21 protein-coding genes and 1 pseudogene are annotated in these 23,615 nt (G+C 65.1%); 10 read left to right on the forward strand and 12 right to left on the reverse strand.

The window, feature by feature from the left end:
* Positions 1-9: 9 nt before the first annotated feature.
* From ACY8FT_RS05440 to ACY8FT_RS05480, 9 genes are read right to left on the reverse strand one after another with little or no spacing between them, the layout of a single operon-like run.
* A complete protein-coding gene (locus ACY8FT_RS05440) occupies positions 10-1,254 on the reverse strand; it encodes an MFS transporter (protein ID WP_462417894.1) in 1,245 nt (414 codons plus the stop codon).
* 1 nt (position 1,255) lies between these two features.
* Positions 1,256-2,791: an AMP-binding protein gene (locus ACY8FT_RS05445; RefSeq protein WP_462417895.1), complete on the reverse strand. Its 1,536-nt coding sequence runs from the start codon at positions 2,789-2,791 to the stop codon at positions 1,256-1,258.
* Positions 2,784-4,508, reverse strand: a complete 1,725-nt coding sequence (locus ACY8FT_RS05450; RefSeq protein ID WP_462417896.1) for an asparagine synthetase B family protein — start codon at positions 4,506-4,508, stop codon at positions 2,784-2,786. The genes ACY8FT_RS05445 and ACY8FT_RS05450 overlap by 8 nt, the downstream gene beginning before the upstream one ends.
* A complete protein-coding gene (locus ACY8FT_RS05455) occupies positions 4,508-5,260 on the reverse strand; it encodes a class I SAM-dependent methyltransferase (protein WP_462417897.1) in 753 nt (250 codons plus the stop codon). Before ACY8FT_RS05455 ends, ACY8FT_RS05450 begins: the two co-directional genes overlap by 1 nt.
* On the reverse strand, positions 5,257-6,672 hold the full coding sequence (locus tag ACY8FT_RS05460; protein WP_462417898.1) for a homocitrate synthase/isopropylmalate synthase family protein: 1,416 nt from the start codon (positions 6,670-6,672) through the stop codon (positions 5,257-5,259). The genes ACY8FT_RS05455 and ACY8FT_RS05460 overlap by 4 nt, the downstream gene beginning before the upstream one ends.
* On the reverse strand, positions 6,669-7,439 hold the full coding sequence (locus ACY8FT_RS05465) for a phytanoyl-CoA dioxygenase family protein (RefSeq protein WP_462417899.1): 771 nt from the start codon (positions 7,437-7,439) through the stop codon (positions 6,669-6,671). The genes ACY8FT_RS05460 and ACY8FT_RS05465 overlap by 4 nt, the downstream gene beginning before the upstream one ends.
* Complete coding sequence (locus ACY8FT_RS05470; protein ID WP_462417900.1) at positions 7,436-8,971, reverse strand: condensation domain-containing protein; 1,536 nt, start codon at positions 8,969-8,971, stop codon at positions 7,436-7,438. Before ACY8FT_RS05470 ends, ACY8FT_RS05465 begins: the two co-directional genes overlap by 4 nt.
* Positions 8,968-9,642, reverse strand: coding sequence for an alpha/beta fold hydrolase (locus tag ACY8FT_RS05475; protein WP_462417901.1), 675 nt, complete (start codon positions 9,640-9,642; stop codon positions 8,968-8,970). Before ACY8FT_RS05475 ends, ACY8FT_RS05470 begins: the two co-directional genes overlap by 4 nt.
* Positions 9,639-10,667, reverse strand: a complete 1,029-nt coding sequence (locus ACY8FT_RS05480; protein WP_462417902.1) for a TauD/TfdA family dioxygenase — start codon at positions 10,665-10,667, stop codon at positions 9,639-9,641. Before ACY8FT_RS05480 ends, ACY8FT_RS05475 begins: the two co-directional genes overlap by 4 nt.
* 193 nt (positions 10,668-10,860) lie before the next feature.
* On the opposite strand from ACY8FT_RS05480, the gene ACY8FT_RS05485 reads away from it, so the two are divergent.
* The 6 genes and pseudogenes from ACY8FT_RS05485 (at position 10,861) to ACY8FT_RS05510 (ending at position 16,858) form a co-directional block, all read left to right on the forward strand.
* Complete coding sequence (locus tag ACY8FT_RS05485; RefSeq protein ID WP_462417903.1) at positions 10,861-12,240, forward strand: CoA transferase; 1,380 nt, start codon at positions 10,861-10,863, stop codon at positions 12,238-12,240.
* Between the two features lie 267 nt (positions 12,241-12,507).
* Positions 12,508-13,509 (forward strand): IS481 family transposase, encoded by a 1,002-nt coding sequence (locus ACY8FT_RS05490; RefSeq protein ID WP_462417904.1) that lies wholly within the window; start codon positions 12,508-12,510, stop codon positions 13,507-13,509.
* Positions 13,510-13,586: 77 nt separating this feature from the next.
* Complete coding sequence (locus ACY8FT_RS05495) at positions 13,587-13,985, forward strand: ArsR/SmtB family transcription factor (RefSeq protein WP_462417905.1); 399 nt, start codon at positions 13,587-13,589, stop codon at positions 13,983-13,985.
* Positions 13,982-14,980: a permease gene (locus ACY8FT_RS05500; RefSeq protein ID WP_462417906.1), complete on the forward strand. Its 999-nt coding sequence runs from the start codon at positions 13,982-13,984 to the stop codon at positions 14,978-14,980. Before ACY8FT_RS05495 ends, ACY8FT_RS05500 begins: the two co-directional genes overlap by 4 nt.
* 163 nt (positions 14,981-15,143) lie before the next feature.
* Positions 15,144-16,124 (forward strand): annotated as a pseudogene (locus ACY8FT_RS05505) (IS481 family transposase); the annotation flags it as partial.
* Positions 16,125-16,375: 251 nt separating this feature from the next.
* Positions 16,376-16,858 (forward strand): DUF488 domain-containing protein, encoded by a 483-nt coding sequence (locus tag ACY8FT_RS05510; RefSeq protein ID WP_462417907.1) that lies wholly within the window; start codon positions 16,376-16,378, stop codon positions 16,856-16,858.
* Here the strand turns inward: ACY8FT_RS05510 and ACY8FT_RS05515 are convergent.
* The gene (locus ACY8FT_RS05515; RefSeq protein WP_462417908.1) at positions 16,846-17,658 is read right to left on the reverse strand and encodes a hypothetical protein; all 813 of its coding nucleotides are present in this window, start codon (positions 17,656-17,658) and stop codon (positions 16,846-16,848) included. The genes ACY8FT_RS05510 and ACY8FT_RS05515 overlap by 13 nt on opposite strands.
* Positions 17,659-18,173: 515 nt before the next feature.
* Positions 18,174-18,452, reverse strand: a complete 279-nt coding sequence (locus tag ACY8FT_RS05520) for a hypothetical protein (protein WP_462417909.1) — start codon at positions 18,450-18,452, stop codon at positions 18,174-18,176.
* Positions 18,453-18,656: 204 nt separating this feature from the next.
* On the opposite strand from ACY8FT_RS05520, the gene ACY8FT_RS05525 reads away from it, so the two are divergent.
* Positions 18,657-19,934 (forward strand): ATP-binding protein, encoded by a 1,278-nt coding sequence (locus ACY8FT_RS05525; protein WP_462417910.1) that lies wholly within the window; start codon positions 18,657-18,659, stop codon positions 19,932-19,934.
* A 232-nt stretch (positions 19,935-20,166) separates the two neighbouring features.
* Here the strand turns inward: ACY8FT_RS05525 and ACY8FT_RS05530 are convergent, their stop codons facing one another.
* Positions 20,167-20,718: a hypothetical protein gene (locus ACY8FT_RS05530; protein ID WP_462417911.1), complete on the reverse strand. Its 552-nt coding sequence runs from the start codon at positions 20,716-20,718 to the stop codon at positions 20,167-20,169.
* Between the two features lie 337 nt (positions 20,719-21,055).
* Between ACY8FT_RS05530 and ACY8FT_RS05535 the strand changes: the two genes are divergently transcribed.
* The 3 genes from ACY8FT_RS05535 (at position 21,056) to ACY8FT_RS05545 (ending at position 23,547) form a co-directional block, all read left to right on the forward strand.
* On the forward strand, positions 21,056-21,853 hold the full coding sequence (locus tag ACY8FT_RS05535; protein WP_462417912.1) for a 3-hydroxybutyrate dehydrogenase: 798 nt from the start codon (positions 21,056-21,058) through the stop codon (positions 21,851-21,853).
* Positions 21,854-21,932: 79 nt separating this feature from the next.
* A complete protein-coding gene (gene yaaA / locus ACY8FT_RS05540; RefSeq protein WP_462417913.1) occupies positions 21,933-22,712 on the forward strand; it encodes a peroxide stress protein YaaA in 780 nt (259 codons plus the stop codon).
* A gap of 256 nt (positions 22,713-22,968) precedes the next feature.
* The gene (locus tag ACY8FT_RS05545) at positions 22,969-23,547 is read left to right on the forward strand and encodes a TMEM165/GDT1 family protein (protein WP_462417914.1); all 579 of its coding nucleotides are present in this window, start codon (positions 22,969-22,971) and stop codon (positions 23,545-23,547) included.
* The last annotated feature ends 68 nt before the right edge of the window (positions 23,548-23,615 follow it).

Raw genomic sequence — 23,615 nt, forward strand, 5'->3', positions numbered from 1 at the left:
GCAGTACACCTAGACAACACCCTGTTCTCCCCGCGGTGACGCAGATCGGTCGTCTTCATATGCCAAGAGCACCGGCGCCAGTAGTCCGGCCATTGCCATCACTACGGCGATGATCCACCAACCTGCTTGACCGTAGGTGGAGATCAGTGCGGCGAGAAGAAGTGGAGCCAACCCGATCCCGAGCTGCGAGGACATGGCAAACATGCCCTGATACTGACCATGGGCGTGCTCAGGCGCGAAGTCATAGGAGAGCTGCCAACTCGCGGCTCCATGGACCATCTCGGCAAATCCATGTAAGAGGATTCCGAGGATGAGGGCACCGACGGCGCCCTTGCTGGGAACCGCGCCCGCCAAACCGAAGACCACGCAGGCGGCCGCTAGGGCGACCCCCGACCGGAGTAGTCCTCGGACCCCCGTATGAGTGTCGACGATCCCTCGGGTCACGGGTACCTGGAGGGCGACTACCATGATCGTGTTGAGCATCACCAGCAGGCCAAAGGTGCTCTTGGGAGCGTCAACCTCAGTGGCAATCCACACCGGAACTGCGACAACAAGCACGCCCGAGTTCATTGTCAGTAATCCGTTCAGCAGGGACAGGATGGCGAAGCGCCGGTCGCGCAATACACCCCACACACGCTCGGAGGGATCGAAGGGTACATCGCCTGGCTTCGGAACCCGCAGGACCACCAGCCCCCCAAGGACGAGAGCCACGCCACAAGCGACCACGGCGACCGTCCATGCCAGTGGAGTGTCAATAGCCATGGCTATCCCGGCAAGACCCGCGCCGGCGACAGAACCAATGTTGGTGATGACCCTCAGCCAGCTCCGCACCATGGTCCGTTGATCCGGAGCAACGAGCCCAGCGATTAGCACCGCTCGCGAAGCCCCCGATGCTGCCTCGGCAATGGCATAGGTAGTGGCGACGAAGGCCAGACCAATAAGGCCACCTACAGTCACGTATGCCATTGCCGCAATACCCTGAAGCGCCAGAGAAATGCTTACCGCGTTTCGTGAGCGAGATCCGTTGGACAGATGGCCGATCGGTACGCTGAGAGCGGCCGCGACGAAGCCGGCGGCGCTCAACATGAAACCGACATAGGAACTGTCCAGCGACCGTTGAGACACGAGGTACAGCACGACCAGAGTGAGCAAACCACCACTGCCAACCGAACGAACCAGGATGGCGAAGGCAAGGGCAGGCATCTCTGGCGCCGCACGAAAGAATGCAGAAAGGCCAAACGATTTCGCGCTCACGTCAACGGCCCATCGAGGTGATCAGGTCAGCAACTCGGAGACGGTCGATCTTGCCGGAGCTGTTCAGCGGGAGATCGGGGACCATCAGGATCGGCCATGGCACGGCCTGCGGGAGGAGGCTCCGTGCGAGCCGATCCCGCAAATCACGCGGATTTATGGGTTGCGCGCTCACCGCGGCCATCGCGAGTCCGACCACCACACCGTCATGCGTCCGCGGGACGACACAGGCGTGGTCGCAGCCCTCGGCCAGAGCCGCGGCCTCGATCTCGGCCGGCTCCAATCTGTGGCCAGCCACCTTGATCTGTCGGTCAACTCTGCCGTGAAAGTGCAGCACAGCGTTGGCATCCAGCCGCCCAAGGTCCCCCGTCCGGTACCAGCGATCCCCGGGCACTCCCACGGGAGCTCCCATCGGAGCATCAACAAATGCGGCGCTTGACGCGGCATCGTCACCCAGATAGCCCAGCGCCAATGGCGGGCCCGCCGTCCAGATCTCACCAAACGCATCACCACTCACGATCCGACCATCATCGACAACGGTAACGACCGCCTCAGGTGTTGGGGAGCCGACCGGAATCCCGTCACCGACGGTGTCCTTGATCGACACCCGGTGAGAGGCGATGAAGATACCGCACTCTGCCGGCCCGTAGATATTGATTAGGGGAACGTCCGGATACCGCTCCAAGAACCGCGCCGAGTTGTAGGGTGAGAGCTTATCCCCTCCTACCCAGACCGACTCGAATCCGGCAAAGCACTCCAAGTCCTCGACAACGAAGATGTCGAAAAGTCCTGCGGTCAAGAAGATATCGGTGGCGCCAGCGTTTACCGCGGCACGAGCATCGCCCGGCATGAAGTAGTCGGCGGAATGCAGAATCAGCCGACCACCCGCGAGGAGCTGACTCCACAACTCGAGGGCGAACCCGTCCCACGCGACTGCCGCAAGTGCTGGCAAAGCATGCCCCGGACCGACCGGCACGGGTGAAGACGAACCGAAGAGGCGACTGTTCGCCCGATGCGTAGCAACCACGGCCTTCGGCATCCCTGTGCTGCCGGACGTCCAAAAGACGCAAGCAGGGTCATCCGGTGTGACCTGCCCCGGCGCCGGAGCGAAATCCGGGACGTGATTGAGATCATCCAAGGGCAGACCGTCCAAGTCGATCTCACCAGGATCATGACCGATCCCTAGCCGCGGGTGCAGGCGCTCAATCAAGACCTTACGCCGGGCCATGGGCCACCCAGGATCGACGATGGAGTACACCGCGCCACGGATCAATACACCCAAGAGCGCCGCCACCAAGGCAGTCGAACGCTTGCCCGTGACTACCACGATGTCACCCTCGACAACTCCGTGCTCGGCCAGCAAGCCGGACCAGTTCTGTGCTGAGCGCCACAGCTCGGCATACGTGTATGACGCCTCCTCTGTAGAAAGCGCAACCTGCTCAGGCCATTGCTTCACAACGCGCTCCACCGCGTCGTGAAGAGTCGGCATGTTGGCCTCGGGACCGTAGGCCACGGCCAACCTCTGGTGCTCATCAGTCATGTTGTTCTCCCAGCCAGATAGCGAGGCTGCACAGAGTGAAGGAACAGGCGGCAGCTGTAGCGTCGCCAGCGACGCCACGAGACACCACTTCGAGCGCAACAGCCGGGTCGACACCCACCTCACGCATCGCTGGTGACGCCGATCGGACGACTTCGGTGACCTCCGCCGATAGGTCGTTGGCAAGCCATCGGTTCCAAGGCGCCCGAAAGGCAGATTTTCGCTCATGTCGGAAGTGCGGCAACAGATTGGCGTAGGCAGCGCGAAGGGCAACCTTGGTCTGGTCTGCCGATACGAGCGATTGCCAGGGCAGTTCGGCCGCCAACGCCCATGACTCCCCATGCAAGAAGGGGGTCCGGGCCTCGATGGAGCGCGCCATCATCAGGGCGTCAGTTCGATGAAGCAGTGGACGGAGACTGAAGGTGCGCTCGCTTCGGCGAATCGCCTCACCTCCGCGACCCTCGGGTAGCGCGCGAAGGACCTCATCGCGCGCACGCTGAGCAGTCTGGGGGCCAACGAGTTGCGCGACGAGGTCGCTGTGACCTTGCGGCAGGTAGAAATCGATTGGTCGTGTCGAGTCTTGGATGCCTAGGTAAGAGCGGTATCCCCCCCACACCTCATCGGCTCCCTCGCCGACTACGAGCACGACAATCCCCGCCTCGGCAGCAGCGTCCGCCAAGGCTAGATAGAGCGGAACCGATGTCATCCGAGTGGGCTGCCCCAGTTCACGAACCGACCTCCGAAGCAAGTCGAGGTAGTCCTGAGGACCAACTTGACGCAGGTGATGCTGCCAACCGCTCGGTGCTCTCCCCTCGACGGGGAGGTCCTCCAGTGAGGTCAGGCCGTCCTCATCGCCCTGGACCTTGATACTGACTGTTCGAAGATCCTCGTACCCGAGATCGCGGGCATGCTCGGCAATAATGGTCGAGTCGAGTCCTCCACTCACCGCCAGACCGGTAGCCCTATCGGAATCCAACGTGGCCTCGACACTGGAACCCACCGCATCGCGGATTAGCGCATTGACCTCGGCTTGACTCGTCGCCGAAGTCAACACCTCCCGGGCCCCCCGTGCGACCGATGTGTACCACTCCTCAGGGGGTAGACCTTGGCGGTCCGCGATGGAGCGAGCTCCGGGCGGCACCGGACGAACGCCCTCCCAGAGAGAGCCGCCATCGACGACCTGACCTACTAGGAGCATCTGGGCCACCGCGTCTTCACGATGTTGCGCGCGTGGCGCCCGCTCAATCAGCGACGTCAGCGACGACGCCACCATCCACTTCTCGACGCTAGGACAGTCCTCTGGCCAGGTGCGCAGCCACAACGGCTTTATACCCCATGGGTCGCGGCTGACCGAGATCGACCCGTCTGGCTCGAGACAGGCCAGCGCCCACATGCCGTCCGGGGATGAGGTGCCATCGAGGACAGCCACACCCTCGTCAGCCCCACCCCGCACCCTTCTTTGCCCCGTCTCACAGTGAGTCCTGTAGACCTCGCCGTTGAACGCGTACGAACGCCCGGCGCTGTCGCGGAAGGGCACCGACGTTTCGGGCAAGGACCTCACCCGCAGACGCGCCATCCCGATGCCGGATGTGCCGGACACGTCGACCTCACAACCCATACCATCGGGTCCACGTCGCTCCATCGAGGCCAGCGCCTCCTGAAGGATCGCGTCAAGCGATGGTCCTGATTCGCGCACCTCTACGCCGACGATGCCGCACATCAGTCAGTACGCTGGGCGGTGAACATCGCCGTGTCAGGGGCGTCCGGGAACTCCTCCACCTTGACGTCAGCCAATCCTGCAGCCAGCAGAACTTCACGGACTTCAGCTTCGTTGAATCGCTTCTCCTTGCCGCGACCGACATACCACAGCTTGAGCAGATCGAGGTCAATAGATCCGTGGGGTAGAACGCCTGCTTCAAGCGATTCTCCTGCCTTCGAGAAATCGATCGTCCTCGAGTCCGCATCCCAAAAACGCGCAGATGTCCCGGTCGCATCGGCGTGCTCTAGCATCTTCTCATCCATCGGGTACAGGCCGAGCTTCACGGAGGTGCGCACGAGGCCTCGCTTGGCCAAGAGTGCGGACATGCCGCCGGTCCCCTTCAGTGCCTCTGCGGCATCGAACCGGTTGATCAAGCGGTCGGATACGACCCAAGAGTGCTCACCGACGAGATCAGCCGGGATCTTATCCGTGACGTCCACGACCCGGAGGTCCGCATTGTCGATCACCGCAGAGAGGTCACGAATCATCCTCTCGGAGAAGTCGAGAACCGTCAGCCGAGCCCCCCGACGGAGGATCTCCTCGGCGAGTTCGCGGGTACTGGCTCCAATCATGCATACCCGCTGACCAGGCATCATGTCAGCAGTGAAGAGATCCAACTCTGTGCGGCTCGGCCGGGCGCTCACACGTCCCTGGGTCCAGAACAAACCACCGATCTGGTCCCATGCACTCGCCTTGGGATTGCTCGAGGTCATGACTTCTCCTTAGTAGATGAAGGGCGCAAAGGGGTGGCGGACTCGAGAAGGCTATCGTTGTACGACCCAGCCAGGACGTGGTTTAGGTAAATGCCGGAGCCCTCGATGGCACGGTATGAATGGACCTCCCCGGCGGGGATGAACACTGAAGCTGGACTGACCAGCGTCCGCGTCTCATCACCGACTCGAACCTCGACGGTGAGTCCGCCGAAATCCGATTCGTCGCCGAGAAACCCGAAGAGCGAGTCACAGGCATGCACGTGCGGATCCACATGGCCTTGATCTGGATGACGGCCAGGGGGAAACCTGCGGGCAACGCAGTATTGGTTGGCAGAGGGTACGAGCCTGTCGTCGACCAGCACGTACCTGTCACCCGGACCGTGCCGGTGATACCGCAGTTCGGTCGCGCTGATCACCGGTGGTACAACCACGAGGTTCTCCATGGTGCGCTCGACCCCATGACTACCCAATCGGCGCTCACGTCCAAGCGCCTCGGGTGCAATGACCTCGTATGAGACGGGATCCTTTTTCACTGCAAGAGTGTGGAGGCGGGAAGCGTGCGTGAAGACGTCCCGCCCGACGATCGGACGGCGGCCATCTGGTGCCGAGCGCGAGTATGCCCCAACGCGCTGGCTGAGGTCCTGCAACACCCCCGGGGGCGGGAGCTCAGACCCGGACCGCAGGTGTTGGTTGACCACAAAGGCGCTCAGATCAGTGATTCCGGCGCGCTCACCCAGCGAATTGACAGATGTGGAGATATAGGTCGCTCCCGCATCGGTCGCGGCCAGTGAATTCGCCATGGCCAACCCCCGGTCATCGTGGAAGTGCCCCTCCAGTTCGGAGTCGCGCCAGCGTGAGCGGGCCTTTTTAAATAGCTCTGCGACCTGATCGGGCTCGGCGCACCCGATACTGTCCGACAGGCACAAACGATCAGCACCGGCATTAACGGCCACATCGAGGACCGCCTCAATGCGCTCCCACTCCGTCCGGGTGGCATCCTCGACCGTGAACCGCGTGCGCAAACCGAGATCAGCAGCGATCCGAAGTCCTTCCCGGATCTGGCCGAGCGACTCCTCAAGAAGCAGGCCCGTGCGGCAGCGCGTCGAGATTTCGTTTACGCCGATAAAGACTCCGACCCATGAGGCGCCGGTCTTCACCGCAGCCTCGATATCCTCACGGCACATCCGAGCATGCGTCAGCACAGGGGTCCCACCCGCGGCGTTGACCACCGCCGCAACTCGGTCGCTCTCAGCCTGAGAGATCCGAGGGTGGCCGCACTCGATCATGTCCACCACCTCAGTGGCAGCGAGCGCCGTTGCGATGTCGACGCTGTGTTCCAGGGAAAAAGTCCCGGCGGCGGTTTGCATGCCCTCCCGGAGTGTCGCGTCGATGATCCGGGCAACGGGCCTCATGCGGCGGCCCTCGCGTGTCGGCGGATCTCGTCGAGGCTCATGGAGTCGATGGGGTCGAAACCCTCGGCTCCCCCGTCTGCGAAGACGGTGACCATTCCTCTCCGGTCATGATCGGAGTTGTTGGCGGCGCTGGAATGGGCGAACAGTCGATCCCATATGACCACCTCTCCCGGATTGAGTATAAATTCATGTGGGTCTCGGAGGGTATCAGCGACGGCCGTGAGAGTCGGGTGCCACGGGTGATTTGGGTCGTCGGAGTGCGGCAGCATGACTTGGTGCGACGCTGGTCGGCCGGCGAGGCCCCCGTTATCTGGCCCGACGTCCGTCAATGCGACCCACGCGCTGAACGCTTTCGGGTACTCTTTTGACCAGAGCGCCTGATCTTGATGCAGTCCAACAGCTGTACCGATCCGGGCTGGCTTCAAGAAGGCGGCGCTGAAGACTGCGACCGCATTTGGGCCGATGACAGATTCTGCAATCTCCGGCAGACCTGCGCGACAGAGGATGGGGGCGAATAGCTCGGGCTGGTTCCAGAGCAAGCGTCGCAACTTTCGCAGGCGTCGCTCACCGGTGGACTCGTCGTATTGGGGCTCCCAACTGGGGGGCAGATCTGTTTCTGCGTCAAGTCTCTCGAAGAGCTCAGTTATTGTCGTGACATCCGCTGGATCGACCAACGGTCCTAGTTCCATGAAGCCCTGCTCCGCGTACCGCGCCATATCCAGGTGGTGGGAATGCTGGTCATGGGCAGTGGGTGGTGTCTGGTTCATGGCTGGGCCTTCTCCTTCGTCGCGTTGGGAAGCGATGTCAGTTGGTTGAAGAAGGCGAGGATGAGATCTTCAACAGCCTCACTGGGGTACTCGCCCTCATGGAAATAGCAGGTCAGGGTCCACGCGGTTTGTGTCCGCTCGACGAAGAAGTGGAGTCCGGGAGAGTCGGCCCGGTCTGGGGTATCCACTGGCTCCGCAGCGAGTCCGGACAACTGGAACGGGACGGCCAGGCCGTCGTTGCACGCTAGGTAGATTCCCGTGTCCTGACGGAACCCAGCAGGTGCATCGGGCCACAGGAGGCGGCGTACACAGGCAGCGGGCACGTCACCCACGGATAGCGCGGCGCGGGATTCGGACGCGATGTCGTTGAGGTCCGCCTCCCAATCGCCGTGGGGGTCGAGGTGGTAGGTGGGAAAGATGCCTGTCGCGAACCAGCCGACGGTGCGTTCGTGGCCCACGTGACGCCTGTTGGCGGAGCTGGTCAAAATTCGCACCTCGTCACTGCCGCTGGTGACCGAGACCGCGCGGGCCAGCGCGGTCGTGGCCACAACGAACGGGGTGCGGCCAAGCCGGTCAAGCGCCTTCGCGGCTTCCGTTGGCAACTCATGCTGGATTGTGCGCGGGTGAGACAGGGTGGGGTTATTGAGGCGGCCGGGGATCTCCACGGGATAGTCTTCGTACCGTGCTGGCAGTCGTGGGCGCCAGTGCTCCGCAGCTCGCTGCAGTGCCTTCGGCAGGTTGGCGCGTTCTTGGGCTGCATACTCAAGCCAAGAACTGGCGGGGACCATTTCCGGCTTCTCTCCTCTTCGGCGAGATCCGTAACAGACCGCAAGGTCTTCCAGGATGACTCCGAGGGACCATCCGTCCGCTGTCCGGTGGTCGAAGGCGAGGCACAAGGTACTGAGCTGAGGGTCATGCCGGATCACGAGGGTCCGCCAACGTTTGTTCCCGTCGGCGGGGAAGGGTGTGCGGGCGAAGTTGTCGAGGTGAGCCCGCCACGGGGCGTCTGGTTCATCGTCAGTAAGCGGGAGCGTCTCCACTTCGAGTGAAGGAGAACAGTTCGTCCGCTCCATGATGTATTCGTCGTCCTCGTGGACAAATCGGACTCCGAGAGCATCGTGATGGTGTTGGACGTCGGCCAAGGCGGTCTTTAGCGCGGCGAGGTCCAACTCTCCGGTGAGCCGAAAGGCCACCTGGAATTGCAAGGCGGGGGCATCTGGGTCGAGGCGCTCCGAGCTAAGTGCCCACTGTTGAGCGTGCGTTGCCGGGACGTAGTCGAGCGCAGCGGCGGTTAACCAGTCCGTCTCCGGCGCGCCGGTGGGTTCGGTCAGAAACTGAGCTACGTCGCCCAGTTGCTCGCAGTCGAAGAAATCAGTGGGGTCAATCCGGATGCCGTGCTCCTGCTCGAACCTCGCGAGGATTCGGATGGCGTCCAAGCTCGAACCACCGATGTCAAGGAACGTGTCGTTTGCGGAGGGTATGGGGACCCCAACCACATCCGCGACGGTGCTGAGAAAGTCATCCAGGATCACTGTTCCTCCGTGAAGGGGGTTGTTCGAGCCAAGAAGTCCGCGATGATCTCGAGGGCGCGTGACTGTGGTCTAACGAGTGCCCTGTGATTCCCGGGAGCCACCACGACCTCCAAACCAGGCTCCTCCAGAGCCAGCCACGCCTCGCTCTCCGCCTGTTGAACGACGTGAGAGTTCCGACCCATGACCAACAGAGTGGGGATTCCGAGTCGGGCTGTCGCAATCAGTTGATGCGTGTAGTCGTAATGCCACAGGAGGTCGCTGGCCTCAGACCACGGCTCCGGCTCGCTCCTGTCTGGCTGTGCGCCGAATGCCTGATCCAGCACTACTAATGCCTTGACGCGGCGCGGACCTAGAATCAGGGCGTAGGCAGCACCGATCGAGCCGCCATAGGAGTAACCAACCACCGCATGCGCGGCCAAGTCCTGGTTCGTTGCCTGCACGTCACCCGCGAGATGTGCCGGTGACCAGCCGCGGTCGTCGGGGACAAGGCCGCTGCCGCGAAGCTTTGGGAGGCGCGCTGAGCCTCCTGGCGGAGTCACTGCGCGTGCCAGATCGGCCACATCACCGGGGGCGTCTCCGAAGCCGTGCAGAACCATGACGGTCGGCTGAACTCCCTCGGGTCCCAACGTCAGCTGCTCTCCGGATTCGGCCCCCACCGTAGAGGCCCTCATCCCTGACCTCGACGCACCGTGACGGGCGTTCCGATCAACTCGCGACGACCCTTAGGCCACACTCCTCCACGCACGACACCGGCGGCGGTGGCGCCGTACACAGGGGCGAAGTCAGCGGGCAGCTCGGGGCTTCGCTGCGTGCTGAGCCACAGGCGTAGGAGGAGCCTGTCCCCTCCGTGGAACGCAGACCGGCCATGCATGACCGCGTGGTTTTCGATCAGTTGCACCTGTCCGGGCTTCAGGTCCATCTCGTACACGACTTCGGGTCTCTTAAGAATCTGGTCGACCGCGTCCATTGCCCTGATCTGTTCCCCCGTCAGGCATGGCGCGTCGACGTGGCGCTGCGAAGACTCCACAAATCGGCGAATGTAGCGGGCCACGACCTTGCCGTGGAGCATGCTGAAGATCGGTAGCGTGGTCCACGGCGACTCTCCTGGCCCTTCTTCCCCGCGGCGGTCGTACGGATAAGGGCGCTCCAGAACCTTCAGGAGGTCGGGTTCTTCCACGGCTAGCACTGAACGGACCCGTGCGGCGGAAGCGATCCGACTTATTCCCCCTTGGGCGGCGTTGCGGACACACAGCAGAGCGATGACATCTGTGCGGTCGGAATGGAAGGCCAGTGCGGCCGAGGTCTTGTGACCGCGATGTGTCGGATTGGAGTGATCGGCGCCAAGGTCCTCCACCCGACCAATCATGGCGCCGTCGAAACTCTGTGGAACTGGCTGCCCGAGAGATCGAGCGAGGCGGCCCAGCCAGGCCTTCGCCCCCTCCTCATCGTCGACCGGAGCCCCGTGCAGGAGAGCCACGCCTGGGCCGTCGTAGATCATCGCGAGGATCTGCTCGGCGAAGTCCGCCATCGTGTGGTCGAACCCGTCGGTCTCGCGCGTGGCGTCGCGTGAAGTAGTCCCCGCATCGGGCGGCAGGCACCGCAAGGCGTCCGGAACCGTCCGGTTCCAAGCCTCGAGTCGAGACCCCAAATCAGTGGCACACCAAGCCAAATCGAGACTGTTCACACTCTCACCCAAGGCCTCTTGTCGGGTTTACCGCCATGAGGGTACCACATGCGTTGAGGCCCCGTGACTAGAAAGCGAGGCTCTTGCAGGAAGGCCGCTCGTCCAGTCGGTAAACTGGGAAACTACGCTCCGATGAGCGGATTTTCATCGATCTGTGCGGCCCCTCCCGAGATGAGGGCCTCGTCAGCTGGGGCATAATGAGCACATGATTCGAGTTGAGGGCGAAGAGCACCAGACACCACCTCTGGAGTTGTGGCGGTCCATCGCGAGCCTCTTGCCCTCACCTCCGCTCAACGTGCCCCGCACAGGGCCTCGGTGGTGGTGGGGTGGTCCGCTCGACGTCGAGGGGCTTGCTCTTGGCTCGGTCGAGGCCTTCGCCAAGGCTCTGGGTGCTCTCGACCCTTCGGCAGACTCGGCCAAGTTCGCGCTCGACGCGAGTGTGGTGGCCGCGTCCTTCGGGTCCTTCAGTCACCTCCGTATCGACGGCACTCCCTGCGTCGGGTTCGCGTCGTTGTCTGGCTTTCACCGCACCGCGGACGGCTGGGTTCGGTTGCACGCGAACTACCCCCATCATGAGCAGGCGCTCCTGGATGCCCTTGGCGTCCGCACGGCGGAGGGGGTACGCCAAGAACTAACACGTCGGACAAGCGCCGACATCGAAGCGGCGGTATACGCCCAGGGCGGACTGGCAGCAGAGGTGCGCAAACCGGATGAGTGGCTGGCTTCTCCCTCGGCAGCCGCCCTGAACGACACTGCGTGGATCGAGTGGGAAACAAGCGAAGGGGTGCCGATCCGACCGCACGTAGGAGGGGAGGGGCGCCGCCCGCTCGAGGGAGTCCGGGTGCTCGATCTAACACGGGTGATTGCCGGTCCGTCCGCGAGCCGACTGCTCGGTGCCCTTGGCGCTGATGTGCTGCGACTCGACCCACCGGACATCCCCGAGTTGTGGGACCACCACGTGGATACCGGATTCGATAAGCGCAGCGCGGTCGCCGACCTCAGGGACCGCACGACCCGTGAGCGGGCGCATTCGCTGTTGAATGAGGCCGATGCCGTCATGCTCGGCTACCGTTGGGAGGGACTGCAGCGCTTGGGGTTTGACGCCGTGTCGCTGCGCGAGAGGCATCCGCACCTCGCAGTCGTATCGCTCGACGCGTGGGGAACGAAGGGCCCGTATGCGGGCCAGCGCGGCTTCGACAGCATCGTGCAAGCAGCGACCGGGATTGCCCACCTCTATGGTCAGGGAGAGGGCGACGAGTGGAAGCCGGGGTCACTGCCGGTACAGGCACTCGACCATGCCACCGGCCTCGGCATGGGCGCGGCCCTGCTGGCTCTAATTCGAGTCCGCGCCCAGGGCCGGTCGGGTCACGCACACCTCTCTCTGGCCAGGACGGCCTTGGAGCTTCTGAAGGCTGCCCCACCCTCCGGACCGCCCGCCCCCCTCGAGAAGGTCGACCTGAGGCGATCAGTGAGCTCGTACGGGTCCCTCGAATTTGTCCCACCCCCGTTGACGATCGACGGCACACAGCTGGAGTTCACTTCAATGCCGCAGCGATACGGGACTTCAATGATGACTTGGCGCTAAGTCGTACGTCCTGGAAGCCCAGTTGTCGCCGAGTCAGTGGATACCAAGCCTTGAAGACCTCCTCTTTCGCGCAAAAAAGCACACGATCCACGGCGATATCGGGCCGGGCAACGGCGGTGTCGACGAGCAACTCACGTTCGATGTGGGGCATCACTAGGTGTTGTGGGTCATGACGTTGTTGACGCTGGGGTGGGCATGAGGGAACGGGCCCCTGCCGTCACGATGGGTGGTGTCTAAGCAACCGCCGCGATGTCAGGAGACCCGTCCGTGACCCACCGTAACGCCCCACTGACCCCTGAGGGACGCCGCCGAGCCGTGCAGCAGGTCCTGGGCGGTGACCGCCCGGTCTCCCACGTCGCCGCCGAGTTCCGGATCTCCCGGGCGACCCTGTCCAAGTGGGTCAACCGCTACCGGCGCGAGGGCCCCAGCGGACTGCAGGACGTCTCCAGCGCCCCAGCGAACCGGCCCACGCGCCTGCCCGCATGGGTGATCGAGCTCATCGAGTCCTGGCGGCGTGAGCACAAGTGGACCGCCCGGCGCATCACCCACGAGCTCCTACACACCCACGGGTACCGGTGCGCGGTGCGGACGGTCACCCGGTGGCTGGACCGCCTGGGCCTGAACCGGCTGCGCGACATCACCCCCGCCGGGGACACCCTGCGCGCACCGGGCAGGATCACCGCCCGGTACCCCGGCCACATGGTCCACATGGACGTCAAGAAGATCGGCCGGCTGCGCGATGGCGGCGGGTGGTGGGCCCACGGCCGCGGCTCGGCCCAGGACCGGGCCAGGCACCCGACCCGGGTGGGATACACCTACCTGCACTCCATGGGCGATGGGTTCTCCCGCCTGGCCTACGCCGAGGTCCTGGACGACCAGACCGCCGCGACCACGATCGGGTTCTTCCACCGCGCCCGCGTGTTCTTCGCCAGCCACGGCATCACCCGGATCACCCGGCTGGTCACCGACAACGGGCCGAACTACACCGCGAGGTCCTTCACCCGCACCACGCGCGCGTTCATCGCCCGCCACCAGCGGATCCGCCCCTACACGCCCCGTCACAACGGGAAGGTCGAGCGGTACCAGCGGCTCCTGGCCGATGAGTGTCTCTACGCCCGCCCGTACGCCAGCGAGAGCGACCGGTCCCGCGCGATCACCATCTGGGTGAACCACTACAACTACCATCGGCCACATACCGCCTGTCATGACCAACCCCCGGCCACCCGCACCCCGAAGCGTGTCAACAACGTCATGACCAACTACATCTAGGTGTACTGACCGGGGACGTTGATCGATAGACAAGTGTCCACTTGTCACACAGAGAAGCGCTTGTCTGTCGTGTGGGTATGACAGTTTCACTGGATGTTGCCCTGCTGCGCACGGACCTGTCGGTGCGGGACCACGCGCGGATGCTTGCTCCGTTGCTGAAGCCTTTGTCAGACGAGAACAGACTGATGATCGTGCTGACGCTTGCGGCGGGGGCGTGCTCGAACAAGCAGTTGCAGGAGGCCACCGGGTTGAGCCAGGCGCTGGTGAGTCACCATGTGGCAGCCTTGCGGGAAGCGCAGCTGATCAGTGTGCGGGCCGAGGGCCGGTCCAACATCTACGAGCTGTGTTGTGAGCAGTTGGCGGCGCCGGTGCAGTGGCTCGCTCACTTGGCGACTCTCACTCCAGAGGGACAGAAGGCGTGCTGCACTGCCCCAGCAGGGGAGGGTCAGGCATCGACTGAGGGTGCTGCGCGGTGATTCATGCGGTACAGACCTTCGGGTTGATCCTGGTCGAGTTGCTCGTCCTGTTCTCGCTGATTTCGGTTCTCGTTGCGCTGGTGAACCGGCGGTTCGGGCCGGATCGGATCCAGAGCTGGATGGCCGATGGGCGCCTTCCCGGCCCGGTCAAAGGGCTACTGCTGGGGGCGATCACGCCGTTCTGTTCCTGTTCGACGCTGCCGGTGCTGGCTGGGATGTTGAAGTCGGGGGTGGCGTTCCGGACGTCGATGACCTTCCTGATCTCGTCACCGCTGCTGGATCCCATCATCGTGGCCGGGGTGGTGCTGCTGTTCGGCTGGCGTATCGCGTTGGTCTACACGGTGGTCACCGCCGCTTGGTCACTGCTCGCCCCCCTCGTATGGGAACGACTCGGTATGGCCAGCCAGCTCAAGCGAGTCAAGGTCGTCGGCGACGACAGCACCCCCCACCCCTGGGCAGGCCTGCGCAACGAGATCCGGCCCGCACTCGGCGAGGCCTGGTCGGATCTACGACCGCTGCTCGTCCCGATGGTGCTGGGCGTCTCGGTCGGTGCCTGTATCTACGGTTTCGTACCTCAGGACCAACTCGCCGCGGTCGCTGGCGACGACAAGCCATGGGCCGTGCCGTTGGCCGCCGTCCTTGGCGTTCCGCTCTACGTGCGTATCGGGACGATGCTGCCCATCGGCTTGGCCCTCAGCTCGACCGGCATGGGGCTAGGTGCAGTGTTCGCGCTGATGATCGGCGGCGCCGGAGCCTCGATCCCCGAGATCTCGATGCTCACCGCCTTGTTCAAGCCCCGACTGGTCGTCACCTTCGTGGTCACTGTCATCGGCACGGCCATCGCCGCTGGCTACCTCATCCCACTGATCGCCTCACCCAACCACCACATTCCCAACCACACGAGGAGAACAAACAACCATGGGACTCAAGGACCTCTTCACCGCACGCAAGCAGGAAAGCAGTTGCTGCGGAGCCCAGATCGTGCCCGACGATGACAACCAGCCCCAGAGCGAGCAGGGAACGCCCACCGAGACGGCTGTTTCTTCAGCGCCGAACAGCGAGGACACGGACGGCAACTGACAAACCGAATCGATGGGGCTGCACCACAGGGTGTGGCCCCATCACCGTCTCCACCCGCTCGTCACCAGGAAGACCACCATGCCCCACGCCAACGCCGCCCTCACACCGCGTCACCGCTTGAAGGTCGCCCAACTCGTCGTCGACGACAGATGGCCGATCAGCGAGGTTGCCGCCCGCTTCCAGGTCTCTTGGCCCACCGTGAAGCGCTGGGCGGACCGCTACCGAGCGGGCGAGTCCATGCAGGACCGCTCTTCTCGACCGCACCACTCACCGAACAAGACCAGCCCGAAGGTCACTCGCCGCTGTATCCAGCTGCGGCTACGACTCCGAGAAGGACCCGTGCAGTTGGCATGTCGGCTGGGGATCGCGCCGTCGACGGTCCACCGGATCCTGACCGACGCCCACCTGAACCGGCTGTCGCATGTGGACCGCGCCACGGGGGAACCGGTGCGCCGTTACGAGCACGACCATCCCGGCGCGATGCTCCACGTCGACGTCAAGAAGCTCGGCAACATCCCCGACGGCGGAGGCTGGCGCTACGTCGGACGCCGCCAGGGCGAGAAGAACCGGGCAGCTACACCAGGCAAGCTCAGGAGCAAGTACTCCGACCCGTTGATGGGCAAGGCCTACGTCCACACCGTCATCGACGACCACTCCCGCGTCGCCTACGCCGAGATCCACGACGACGAAACAGCCCACACCGCCACCGCGGTCCTGGTGAGGGCCGTCGAGTGGTTCAACGCCCGCGGGGTGACCGTCGAGCGGGTTCTGTCGGACAACGGCGGGGCATATCGCTCACACCTGTGGCGCGACACCTGCGCCGAGCTCGGTATCAGGCACAAACGGACCAGGCCGTATCGCCCTCAGACCAACGGCAAGATCGAGCGCTTCCACCGCACCCTGGCCGACGGCTGGGCATACGCCCGCTGCTACACCTCCGAGACGGAGCGGCGCGGCGAACTCGACGGATGGCTGCACTACTACAACCATCACCGGCCCCACACGGCCTGCGGGAACCAGCCGCCCTTCTCACGATTGACCAACGTCTCCGGTCAGTACCACCTGCCACCCGTGAATGAAGAAGTACCGATGCAGTCCCACGCCACTACTTCAGCCCACGAGCCGACGGCTGCCGCGCCCCCACGCCAGACTCTCCTCCGCCCCCCGCACGCACCATGGCCAGCGTCTGCAGGGCGGGCCACAACGCCCACGCACCGTTCCATCCGACGACCCCAGTTCAACCTGGCGGGCCGCGACCTCGTCGGCGAGGCGCCCGGAGTGGCGTGGGGCTTGGCTGTCATACTTCGGCCATGCCTCTAGTGATCGAACGACAGCGGCACGCTGCCCTCCAGGACCGGGTGTCCACCGGTCGGAGGGAGACGGGCGTGGTGTCGGTGGGGTACGAGGGCGTCACAGCCCAGGAACTCATCAACGCGCTGGTGGCTGAGGGCGTCTCGTGGGTGGTTGACGTGCGGCTCAACCCGATCAGCCGGAAGCCGGGACTGTCGAAGACGAAGCTGGGTCTGGGTCTACAGGACGTGGGGATCGGGTACACCCACCTGCGCTCCCTGGGGAACCCGAAGTGGAACCGCGAGCCATTCTGGTCGGATGATCCTGAGCCCGGCCGTCAAGAGTTTCGGCAGATCATGCAGGGTGAGGACCAGCAACGGGACCTGCACTGGTTGTCCTCAATTGCCTCGGAGCATCTGGTGGCGTTGCTGTGCTTCGAGGCTGATCTGTGCCGATGCCACAGGGCCGTGGTGATGGAGGAGCTCCTGGCTCAGGCTGGGTAGTAGTTGCCGAGCACGTGGAAGACGTGCCGGCGCTTGGCCTGGTTGCCCACGTAGAACGCCAACTCACGCTTGGCGGTCATCTCGTCGTACCAGCGCGTCTGGATCGCGGCCCGCGCCTCGCTGTCCGTCAGGTGGCCCAGGTGTCGTTGGTGGGCTGTGAACTCCCAGTCGATGAGTGACTGCTTGTGGCCTTTGCAGGTGGTCTCGTGGCATTGCCAGTGGTAGTGGCCTTGGTAGCGGGGGGCCTCGAGTGGGGTCATGTCGCGCCCGCCGAAGAGGTCGAGCTGAGTCCTGTACTGCTCGATCTTGCGTTCCTCGTCGTCGCTCCATCCGGGGTGGTCGGTGACGACTAGTTTCCCGACGTCGCGGGGCCGGATGAGCGCTAGGGATGGCGCGTGGGGGTCCTTGTCCCGGTTCCGCCGGAAGATGCTGCACATGGAGTCCTCGACCATGGGGTCAAGCAGCGGGCGGCGGCGGGACCAGGGCGGGAGGTGGTCTACCGACCGGGTGGGCGACTTGGGGTTCCAGGACTCCAGTCGGGTGTCCGACCGCGCTGGCTGAGCCTCGAGCTCAACGACGTCGTACTTGCGGAACTGCTCGGTGCTTGGCAACTCGCGGAAGTTGATCGGGTAGAGACGCACCCAAGAGGTGGACCCCGGCTTGATCTCCAGGCCGGCCACGCACACGGTTTCTCCGGCCTTCTCCGATGGGTTGGGTGCAGCCTTCACCGTGATGCACAGCCGCATCGTCCGTTGGTGCCGGTCGGTGGTATCCGGGCCCAGGCCGGCGAACAGGCTCACGGGGTCACTCCTTCGTCGTCTTGGTGCTAGGCGAGGCGCTCGGTCTGAAACATGCCCCGCCTGGTGCGGGCGGCCAGCTGGTCGGGGTTGTCGAGCCCAGCCTGGTTGGCTGCTACGAGTGCTTGGCGGTGATTCACTCCTTTGGCGTCCCCCGTCACTTGGGAATTGCAGGAGCCTGACGCGGGCTGGGTCTGCGGGGTCCAGGAACTATCCGTAACCGCGCTGAGCCAGCTGATCGTGTGCGGGCCGAGCGCATGAACCAAGGTGCCTCCTCAGGTCGTGTTTCCCGTCCCCCGCGGATCCCCCTGGGCGGCGCCACACACCGGCTGAGGTCCGGGCAACAAGGAAATGCTCACAGGGCGACGTTATGCCACAAGCCCACCTACCACTGGGAGGCGGCCCGGAGCGTCACCCCCAGGCGCGCAGAGACACTCCCTGCTCCGAGTCAGGGCCTCACTACGGCACGGACCCCATGGGGCCGGCGCGCAGGTTCTCGACGTGCTGGGCGTCGTCGCTCATGCGATGGGCTCGGTGGTGGCCATGAGCACCTCGTCGTAGATGCTGCGGTCGATGAGTCCTTCATGCTTGGCGTAGAGGACTTCCTGGAAGCTGCCGGGGACGCTGGGCTCGACTTCGTTCCAGGGGTCGATCTCCGGCTCCGGGGTGTAGTGCCAGCGGGTGAGCTGGTCGACGAGGGAGTCCCGGGTGATGTAGCCGGCGGCGTAGCGCTGGCAGAGTTCGTAGGGGCTGGCCGCGTCGAAGCCCTCCCGGGGCGCGGTGGTGTTCTCGATCATGCCCACCATCATGCGCCCCCACCGACAACCACACCCCGCTCCCAGCACCGTGAAGTTCCATGCCGGCCGCACGGGGGGTGAAGTGGCCGGCGCCCTCCCGAACTCCTGACCGAGCTCTCTGCCCGGGGGGCGCGTTGCCCAACTGACCAACGAGGCGCACTGATAACTTTATCAGTCAGGGCCCGTCGGGATAAAGTTACCCTCATGCGCACGGCAACGAACTGCCCCTTCAGCCCCGGCTCCGATACTGTCCCGCAGATCTGGGCCGGCCGCACGACCGAGCTCTCCGACTGGCACGATCACCTCCGGCCAAGGCGACTCGCCGGCGTAACCGAACGCTCGCGAACCGTGCTGGGGGAAGCCGGTCTCGGAAAGTCCGTACTCGTCCGCCGCATCGCCCAGGAGGCGGAGCAAGAGGGCGCCTGGGTCACCAGGCAGTTGCGCATCCCCCGGGGCGCCGACCCCATCAAGCTACTGGCGACAGCCCTGCTGGAACTTGCCGACAAAGCACACTTGGCGACTAGTCGAGAAAGGCGCATCAAAGACCTTTTGGGTCGGGTGGATCAGATTGCCGTTGCCGGTTGGTCCCTCACGCTGAGGGACTCCCCAGGGCTAGACCCACACGTAGCACTCACCCAGCTGCTTATCGAAGTCGGCCGCGCAGCGCGAGAGCGCAAGGACACGATGGTCCTAATTCACCTAGATGAAATCCAGAACGTCACTGACGACGACGTTCTCTCCCAACTCCTAATCGCGCTCGGCGATGCCCTTAGTCACACAGAACGAATTACAGTCCCCGGCGGTGGAATGCTAGATGTGTTTCTGCCAATTGCCGTCTATCTTACAGGCCTTCCTGACTTCGAGGACAAGGCCGCAGCACGCACCGGTGCCACCTTCGCCCGCCGCTTCGGCACCACGATCCTCACTCCCATCAGCGATGACGACCTGCGCTTGGCCTTGTCTGAATTCATCGAGGATGGATGGCTGGTAACGGACGCTCAGGGAAACCCTGGTCGAGTTCATATGACAGCTGCCGCCCGCGAGGCACTTATTGCCTGTTGCTGCGGTGAGCCTTTCTTGTTTCAACTCGCCGGATCCCGAGCCTGGAGTGCCGGCACTGGGGCAACTATCACCCTTGACGACATCGAGCGCGGCTGGGAGACAGCGAAATCTGAGGCAATTTCCCACGTCGAACGCATCCTTGACCGCCTTCCGGCACGGGAGCGGGAGTTCGTCGATGCCATGGCCGCACTCCCGGCAGGCGAGCGGCAACTGACGGTAATTGCTAATGCTATGGGTCTATCAAAGGGGTCGGCGGCTGGCCCCACCTCCCAGCGACTCGACCGAGTGCGCGGCATCATTCAGCGAGGCAAGCCCTACTCGTTCCGGCATCGCGCCGTGGAGGCCTATCTGACCAGCGACTGGCCGGATGTCGACCTCGATCCGCAAACGGGCAAGGACCGGACCAGGGTATCCCGATAGCCACCCCACGCGGCGCACCATAGGGCGGGCGCACGCCTCCATTGGACCACCATGTCGGAGCGATCCTGACTGCCGGGCGCAGAGCAGTGGTGCTTCACGCCAACCCCTTGAGTCGCCCCACCATCATGGGGACCCCCACCGACAACGACGCCCCGCCCCCAGCCTCATGGGAAACCCAGACCGGTCGCATGGGAAGCGAGTGACCGACGCCCCGAATCCCGGTCAGAGACCCCTACTCCTGAGCGGGTTCTGCAATTTCGACACATGGCCTGTCCGGGATCGCCACGTGCAGCCGCTCGCCACCGGGCAGCGCGGCGTCGACGAAGGGCGAGCTGAGGTCCAGCCGGCGACCGCTGCTCTTGAGCATGCGCTCCACGAGGTCCTGCACCTGCTGGTCGGTGAGCAGCACGGGCGTGAGCTCGGACCGCCCGCCCCGGGCAACGAAGACGTGGGACGGGCTGTTCACCCAGATCTCCTCGACCTCCGGGTCGTCCAGGTACTGCTGCAGCTCCCCGAGACCGCTCACGGCATCGGTGATCCGGCGCCGGACTCCGTCGACGTCGGTGAGGAGGGCGGCCCGCCCCGTGCCCGCGGCCTGCTCGTGGGCCTCGAGCACCTCGTCGATGACACCGCGCACCGCCTCGGCATCGGTGTCCGGATCGAGCTCACGACGCCGGACGATGTCCCGCACGCGGTCCTCGAGGAGCCGCTCGGTGGCCCGGTCGTCACGCAGGAGCGAGCGGACAGCTCCCCCGACCACGGACGTGCTCTCACGACCTGCCACGGACACGGCGACTCCCCCGAACGGACGACTGCGACACCGGCAAGGTAGGGGCCCGCTCGGATGGCGCGGGTCCGGCCGTCCACAGGCCCGACCCCGGGTGCTGGACAAGTCCTGACGCGATGGTCATCACCCGTTCACCCATCGGTGGACGATTCGTGCTGGGCCCCACGAGGACTGGCCACGAAATGCGAGGTGCCGGTCCCTGGTGCGCGGGTTCCGTCCGAACCGCTTGACCAAGTGCAGGCCAGACGTTCAGCCCCCGGCCCCCTGATGCACCCCGGCCGGCCAGCACCCCGTCATCTGCCGGACGCCCGGGCCTCGTGCCTAGACTCCCGGGATGACGGCGACCGCTCCCACGCCCCGCTCCGCCACGTCCGTCGACCTCTCCGGCAAGCGCGCTCTGGTCACCGGTGGCGCCGGTGGACTGGGCTCCGGCATCGGCACGGCCCTGGCCGGCGCCGGCGCGCACGTGGTGCTCGCCGACGTCGACGGCGACGGGCTCGGCCCTGTGGTCGGCGAGATCGAGGCCGCCGGCGGCTCCGCCGAGGCCTGGGAGCTGGACCTCTCGGACTCCGCCGCCCTGGCCGAGCTGACCCTGGACGCCGACGTGCTGGTGAACAACGCCGGCATCCAGCACGTGCAGCCGGTCCACGAGTTCGACGTGGCGAAGTGGGAACTCATCCAGAAGCTCATGCTCACCGCGCCGTTCCTGCTGATCCGGGCTGCCCTGCCGCACATGTACGAGGCCGGCTGGGGGCGGATCATCAACATCTCCAGCGCCCACGGCATCCGGGCCAGTGAGTACAAGAGCGCCTACGTCTCGGCCAAGCACGGTCTGGAGGGCCTGTCCAAGGTGACCGCCCTGGAGGGCGCGCCGCACGGGGTGACGAGCAACTGCATCAACCCCGGCTACGTGTGGACCCCGCTGGTGGAACAGCAGATCAAGGACCAGGCAGCCAGCCACGGCATGAGTGAGGACGAGGTGGCCGAGAGGGTGCTGCTCAAGAAGCAGGCCCTCAAGGAGTTCGCGTCCGTGGAGGCCATCGCCGATGCGGCCCTGTTCCTCTGCGGGCCGAACTCGTCGTCGATGACGGGGGCGAACCTCGTCATCGACGGCGGCTGGACCGCCCAGTGAGGTCCTGACCCGTCGACGGCCACCCCGACCGACCGGACCCCGGGGACCACGGCGGCCCGGCTGGGATACGGTCCGGGGCGTGCTGGCCCTGCTCTCCCCCGCGAAGTCCCTCGACCTCGACTCCCCGCTGCCCACGCGGAAGCACACCCAGCCGCGACTGCTTGAGCACGCCGAGCAGCTGGTGGAGGTGATGCGCACGAAGTCGCCGGAGGACCTCTCGGCACTGATGGGCATCTCCGCCGAGCTGGGGCAGCTGAACGCCGAGCGCTACGCGGACTTCCACACCCCGTTCACCCGCGAAAACGCCCGCCCGGCCGTGTTCACCTTCGCCGGGGACGTCTACCAGGGGCTGGACGCCGGCTCCCGCTTCGACACCCGCGACCTGACCGAGGCGCAGAAGACCGTGCGCATCCTCTCGGGGCTGTACGGGGTGCTGCGCCCGCTGGACCTGATGCAGCCCTACCGCCTGGAGATGGGCACCCGGCTGGAGACCGACCGCGGCAAGAGCCTGGTGGCCTGGTGGGGCGACGCCATCACCGACCAGGTGGTTGCCGACCTCGCCGGCTCCCCCGGCCCGGAGGTGATCGTCGACCTGGCTTCGCAGGAGTACTCGCAGGCGGTGGACTTCCGGCGGCTCGGCGTGCGGGTGGTGACCCCGCGCTTCGAGGACCGCTCCCCCCAGGGCGAGTGGAAGGTGATCTCCTTCCACGCCAAGCGGGCGCGCGGCGAGATGGCCGGGTGGATGGTGCAGCAGCGGGTCCGCAGCGTGAAGGCGCTGACGCGCTTCGACGGCGCCGGGTACGCGTACGCCCCCGACGTGTCGGCCCCCGACGAGCCGGTCTTCCGTCGCGAGGCCTGAGGCCGCTGGGGCTGCACGTGGCGGGCCACCGGGCTTGCTACCCTTGCCCCACCGAAAGGGAGTAGTCCCCAACACCTGCGTCGACAGACTGGCCAGCACGATCGGCCCGGCGCAGGCGGCCACCACCGGTGGCGGACGAGACTTTCGACCGAGATGCACACCCTTCCCCTGCTGTGGGACCCACGACGTGTGCCCGGTCGAAGGCGTCCACGGACTCTGAGTCCCCGCCCGAGACCGGGCGGAAAGAGACCCCCTGATGGAAGCCTTCCTGCTGAGCACCGCGGTGATCTTCGTCGCCGAGCTCGGTGACAAGAGCCAGCTCATGGCCATGACCTTCGCGGCGCGCTACAAGGCCCGTGACGTGCTCATCGGCATCACCGTGGCCACCGCGATCGTCCACCTGGCCAGCGTGGCCATCGGGTACTGGATCGGCGACGCCTTCGCGAACTACCAGCACTGGATCGCGATCGCCGCCGGTATCGCCTTCCTCGGCTTCGCCCTGTGGACCCTGCGCGGTGACGAGCTGACCGAGGAGGAGGCCGACAAGGCCCGCCACGCCACCGGCGCCGCGATCATGGCCGTCGGTGTCGCCTTCTTCCTGGCCGAGCTCGGCGACAAGACGATGCTCGCCACCATCACCCTGGCCACGCGCGAGGGCTGGCTGGGCACCTGGATCGGCAGCACGCTCGGCATGGTCGCGGCCGACGCACTGGCCATCGTCGTCGGTGCCGTCCTGGGCAAGAAGCTGCCCGAGAAGGTCATCACCTACAGCGCGGCCGCGCTGTTCGCGCTCTTCGGCCTAATCCTCATCACCGAGGGCCTCGGCTGGTTCTGAGCCCCGGGGGGCTTGCCGGGCGTCCCCCCCTTCTCGGTCCGCCGCTCGCGCGGATGAGGCGGCCCGCC

It is taken from the genome of Kytococcus sp. Marseille-QA3725, from assembly GCF_054950055.1.

Excerpts from the sequence above, each read along its gene's own strand:
- ACY8FT_RS05445 (WP_462417895.1), bottom strand. The coding sequence starts at position 2,791 with ATGACTGATGAGCACCAGAGGTTGGCCGTGGCCTACGGTCCCGAGGCC.
- ACY8FT_RS05450 (WP_462417896.1), bottom strand. The coding sequence starts at position 4,508 with ATGTGCGGCATCGTCGGCGTAGAGGTGCGCGAATCAGGACCATCGCTT.
- ACY8FT_RS05455 (WP_462417897.1), bottom strand. The coding sequence starts at position 5,260 with ATGACCTCGAGCAATCCCAAGGCGAGTGCATGGGACCAGATCGGTGGT.
- ACY8FT_RS05460 (WP_462417898.1), bottom strand. The coding sequence starts at position 6,672 with ATGAGGCCCGTTGCCCGGATCATCGACGCGACACTCCGGGAGGGCATG.
- ACY8FT_RS05465 (WP_462417899.1), bottom strand. The coding sequence starts at position 7,439 with ATGAACCAGACACCACCCACTGCCCATGACCAGCATTCCCACCACCTG.
- ACY8FT_RS05475 (WP_462417901.1), bottom strand. The coding sequence starts at position 9,642 with ATGAGGGCCTCTACGGTGGGGGCCGAATCCGGAGAGCAGCTGACGTTG.
- ACY8FT_RS05485 (WP_462417903.1), top strand. The coding sequence starts at position 10,861 with ATGATTCGAGTTGAGGGCGAAGAGCACCAGACACCACCTCTGGAGTTG.
- ACY8FT_RS05495 (WP_462417905.1), top strand. The coding sequence starts at position 13,587 with ATGACAGTTTCACTGGATGTTGCCCTGCTGCGCACGGACCTGTCGGTG.
- ACY8FT_RS05510 (WP_462417907.1), top strand. The coding sequence starts at position 16,376 with ATGCCTCTAGTGATCGAACGACAGCGGCACGCTGCCCTCCAGGACCGG.
- ACY8FT_RS05520 (WP_462417909.1), bottom strand. The coding sequence starts at position 18,452 with ATGATCGAGAACACCACCGCGCCCCGGGAGGGCTTCGACGCGGCCAGC.
- ACY8FT_RS05525 (WP_462417910.1), top strand. The coding sequence starts at position 18,657 with ATGCGCACGGCAACGAACTGCCCCTTCAGCCCCGGCTCCGATACTGTC.
- ACY8FT_RS05535 (WP_462417912.1), top strand. The coding sequence starts at position 21,056 with ATGACGGCGACCGCTCCCACGCCCCGCTCCGCCACGTCCGTCGACCTC.
- ACY8FT_RS05545 (WP_462417914.1), top strand. The coding sequence starts at position 22,969 with ATGGAAGCCTTCCTGCTGAGCACCGCGGTGATCTTCGTCGCCGAGCTC.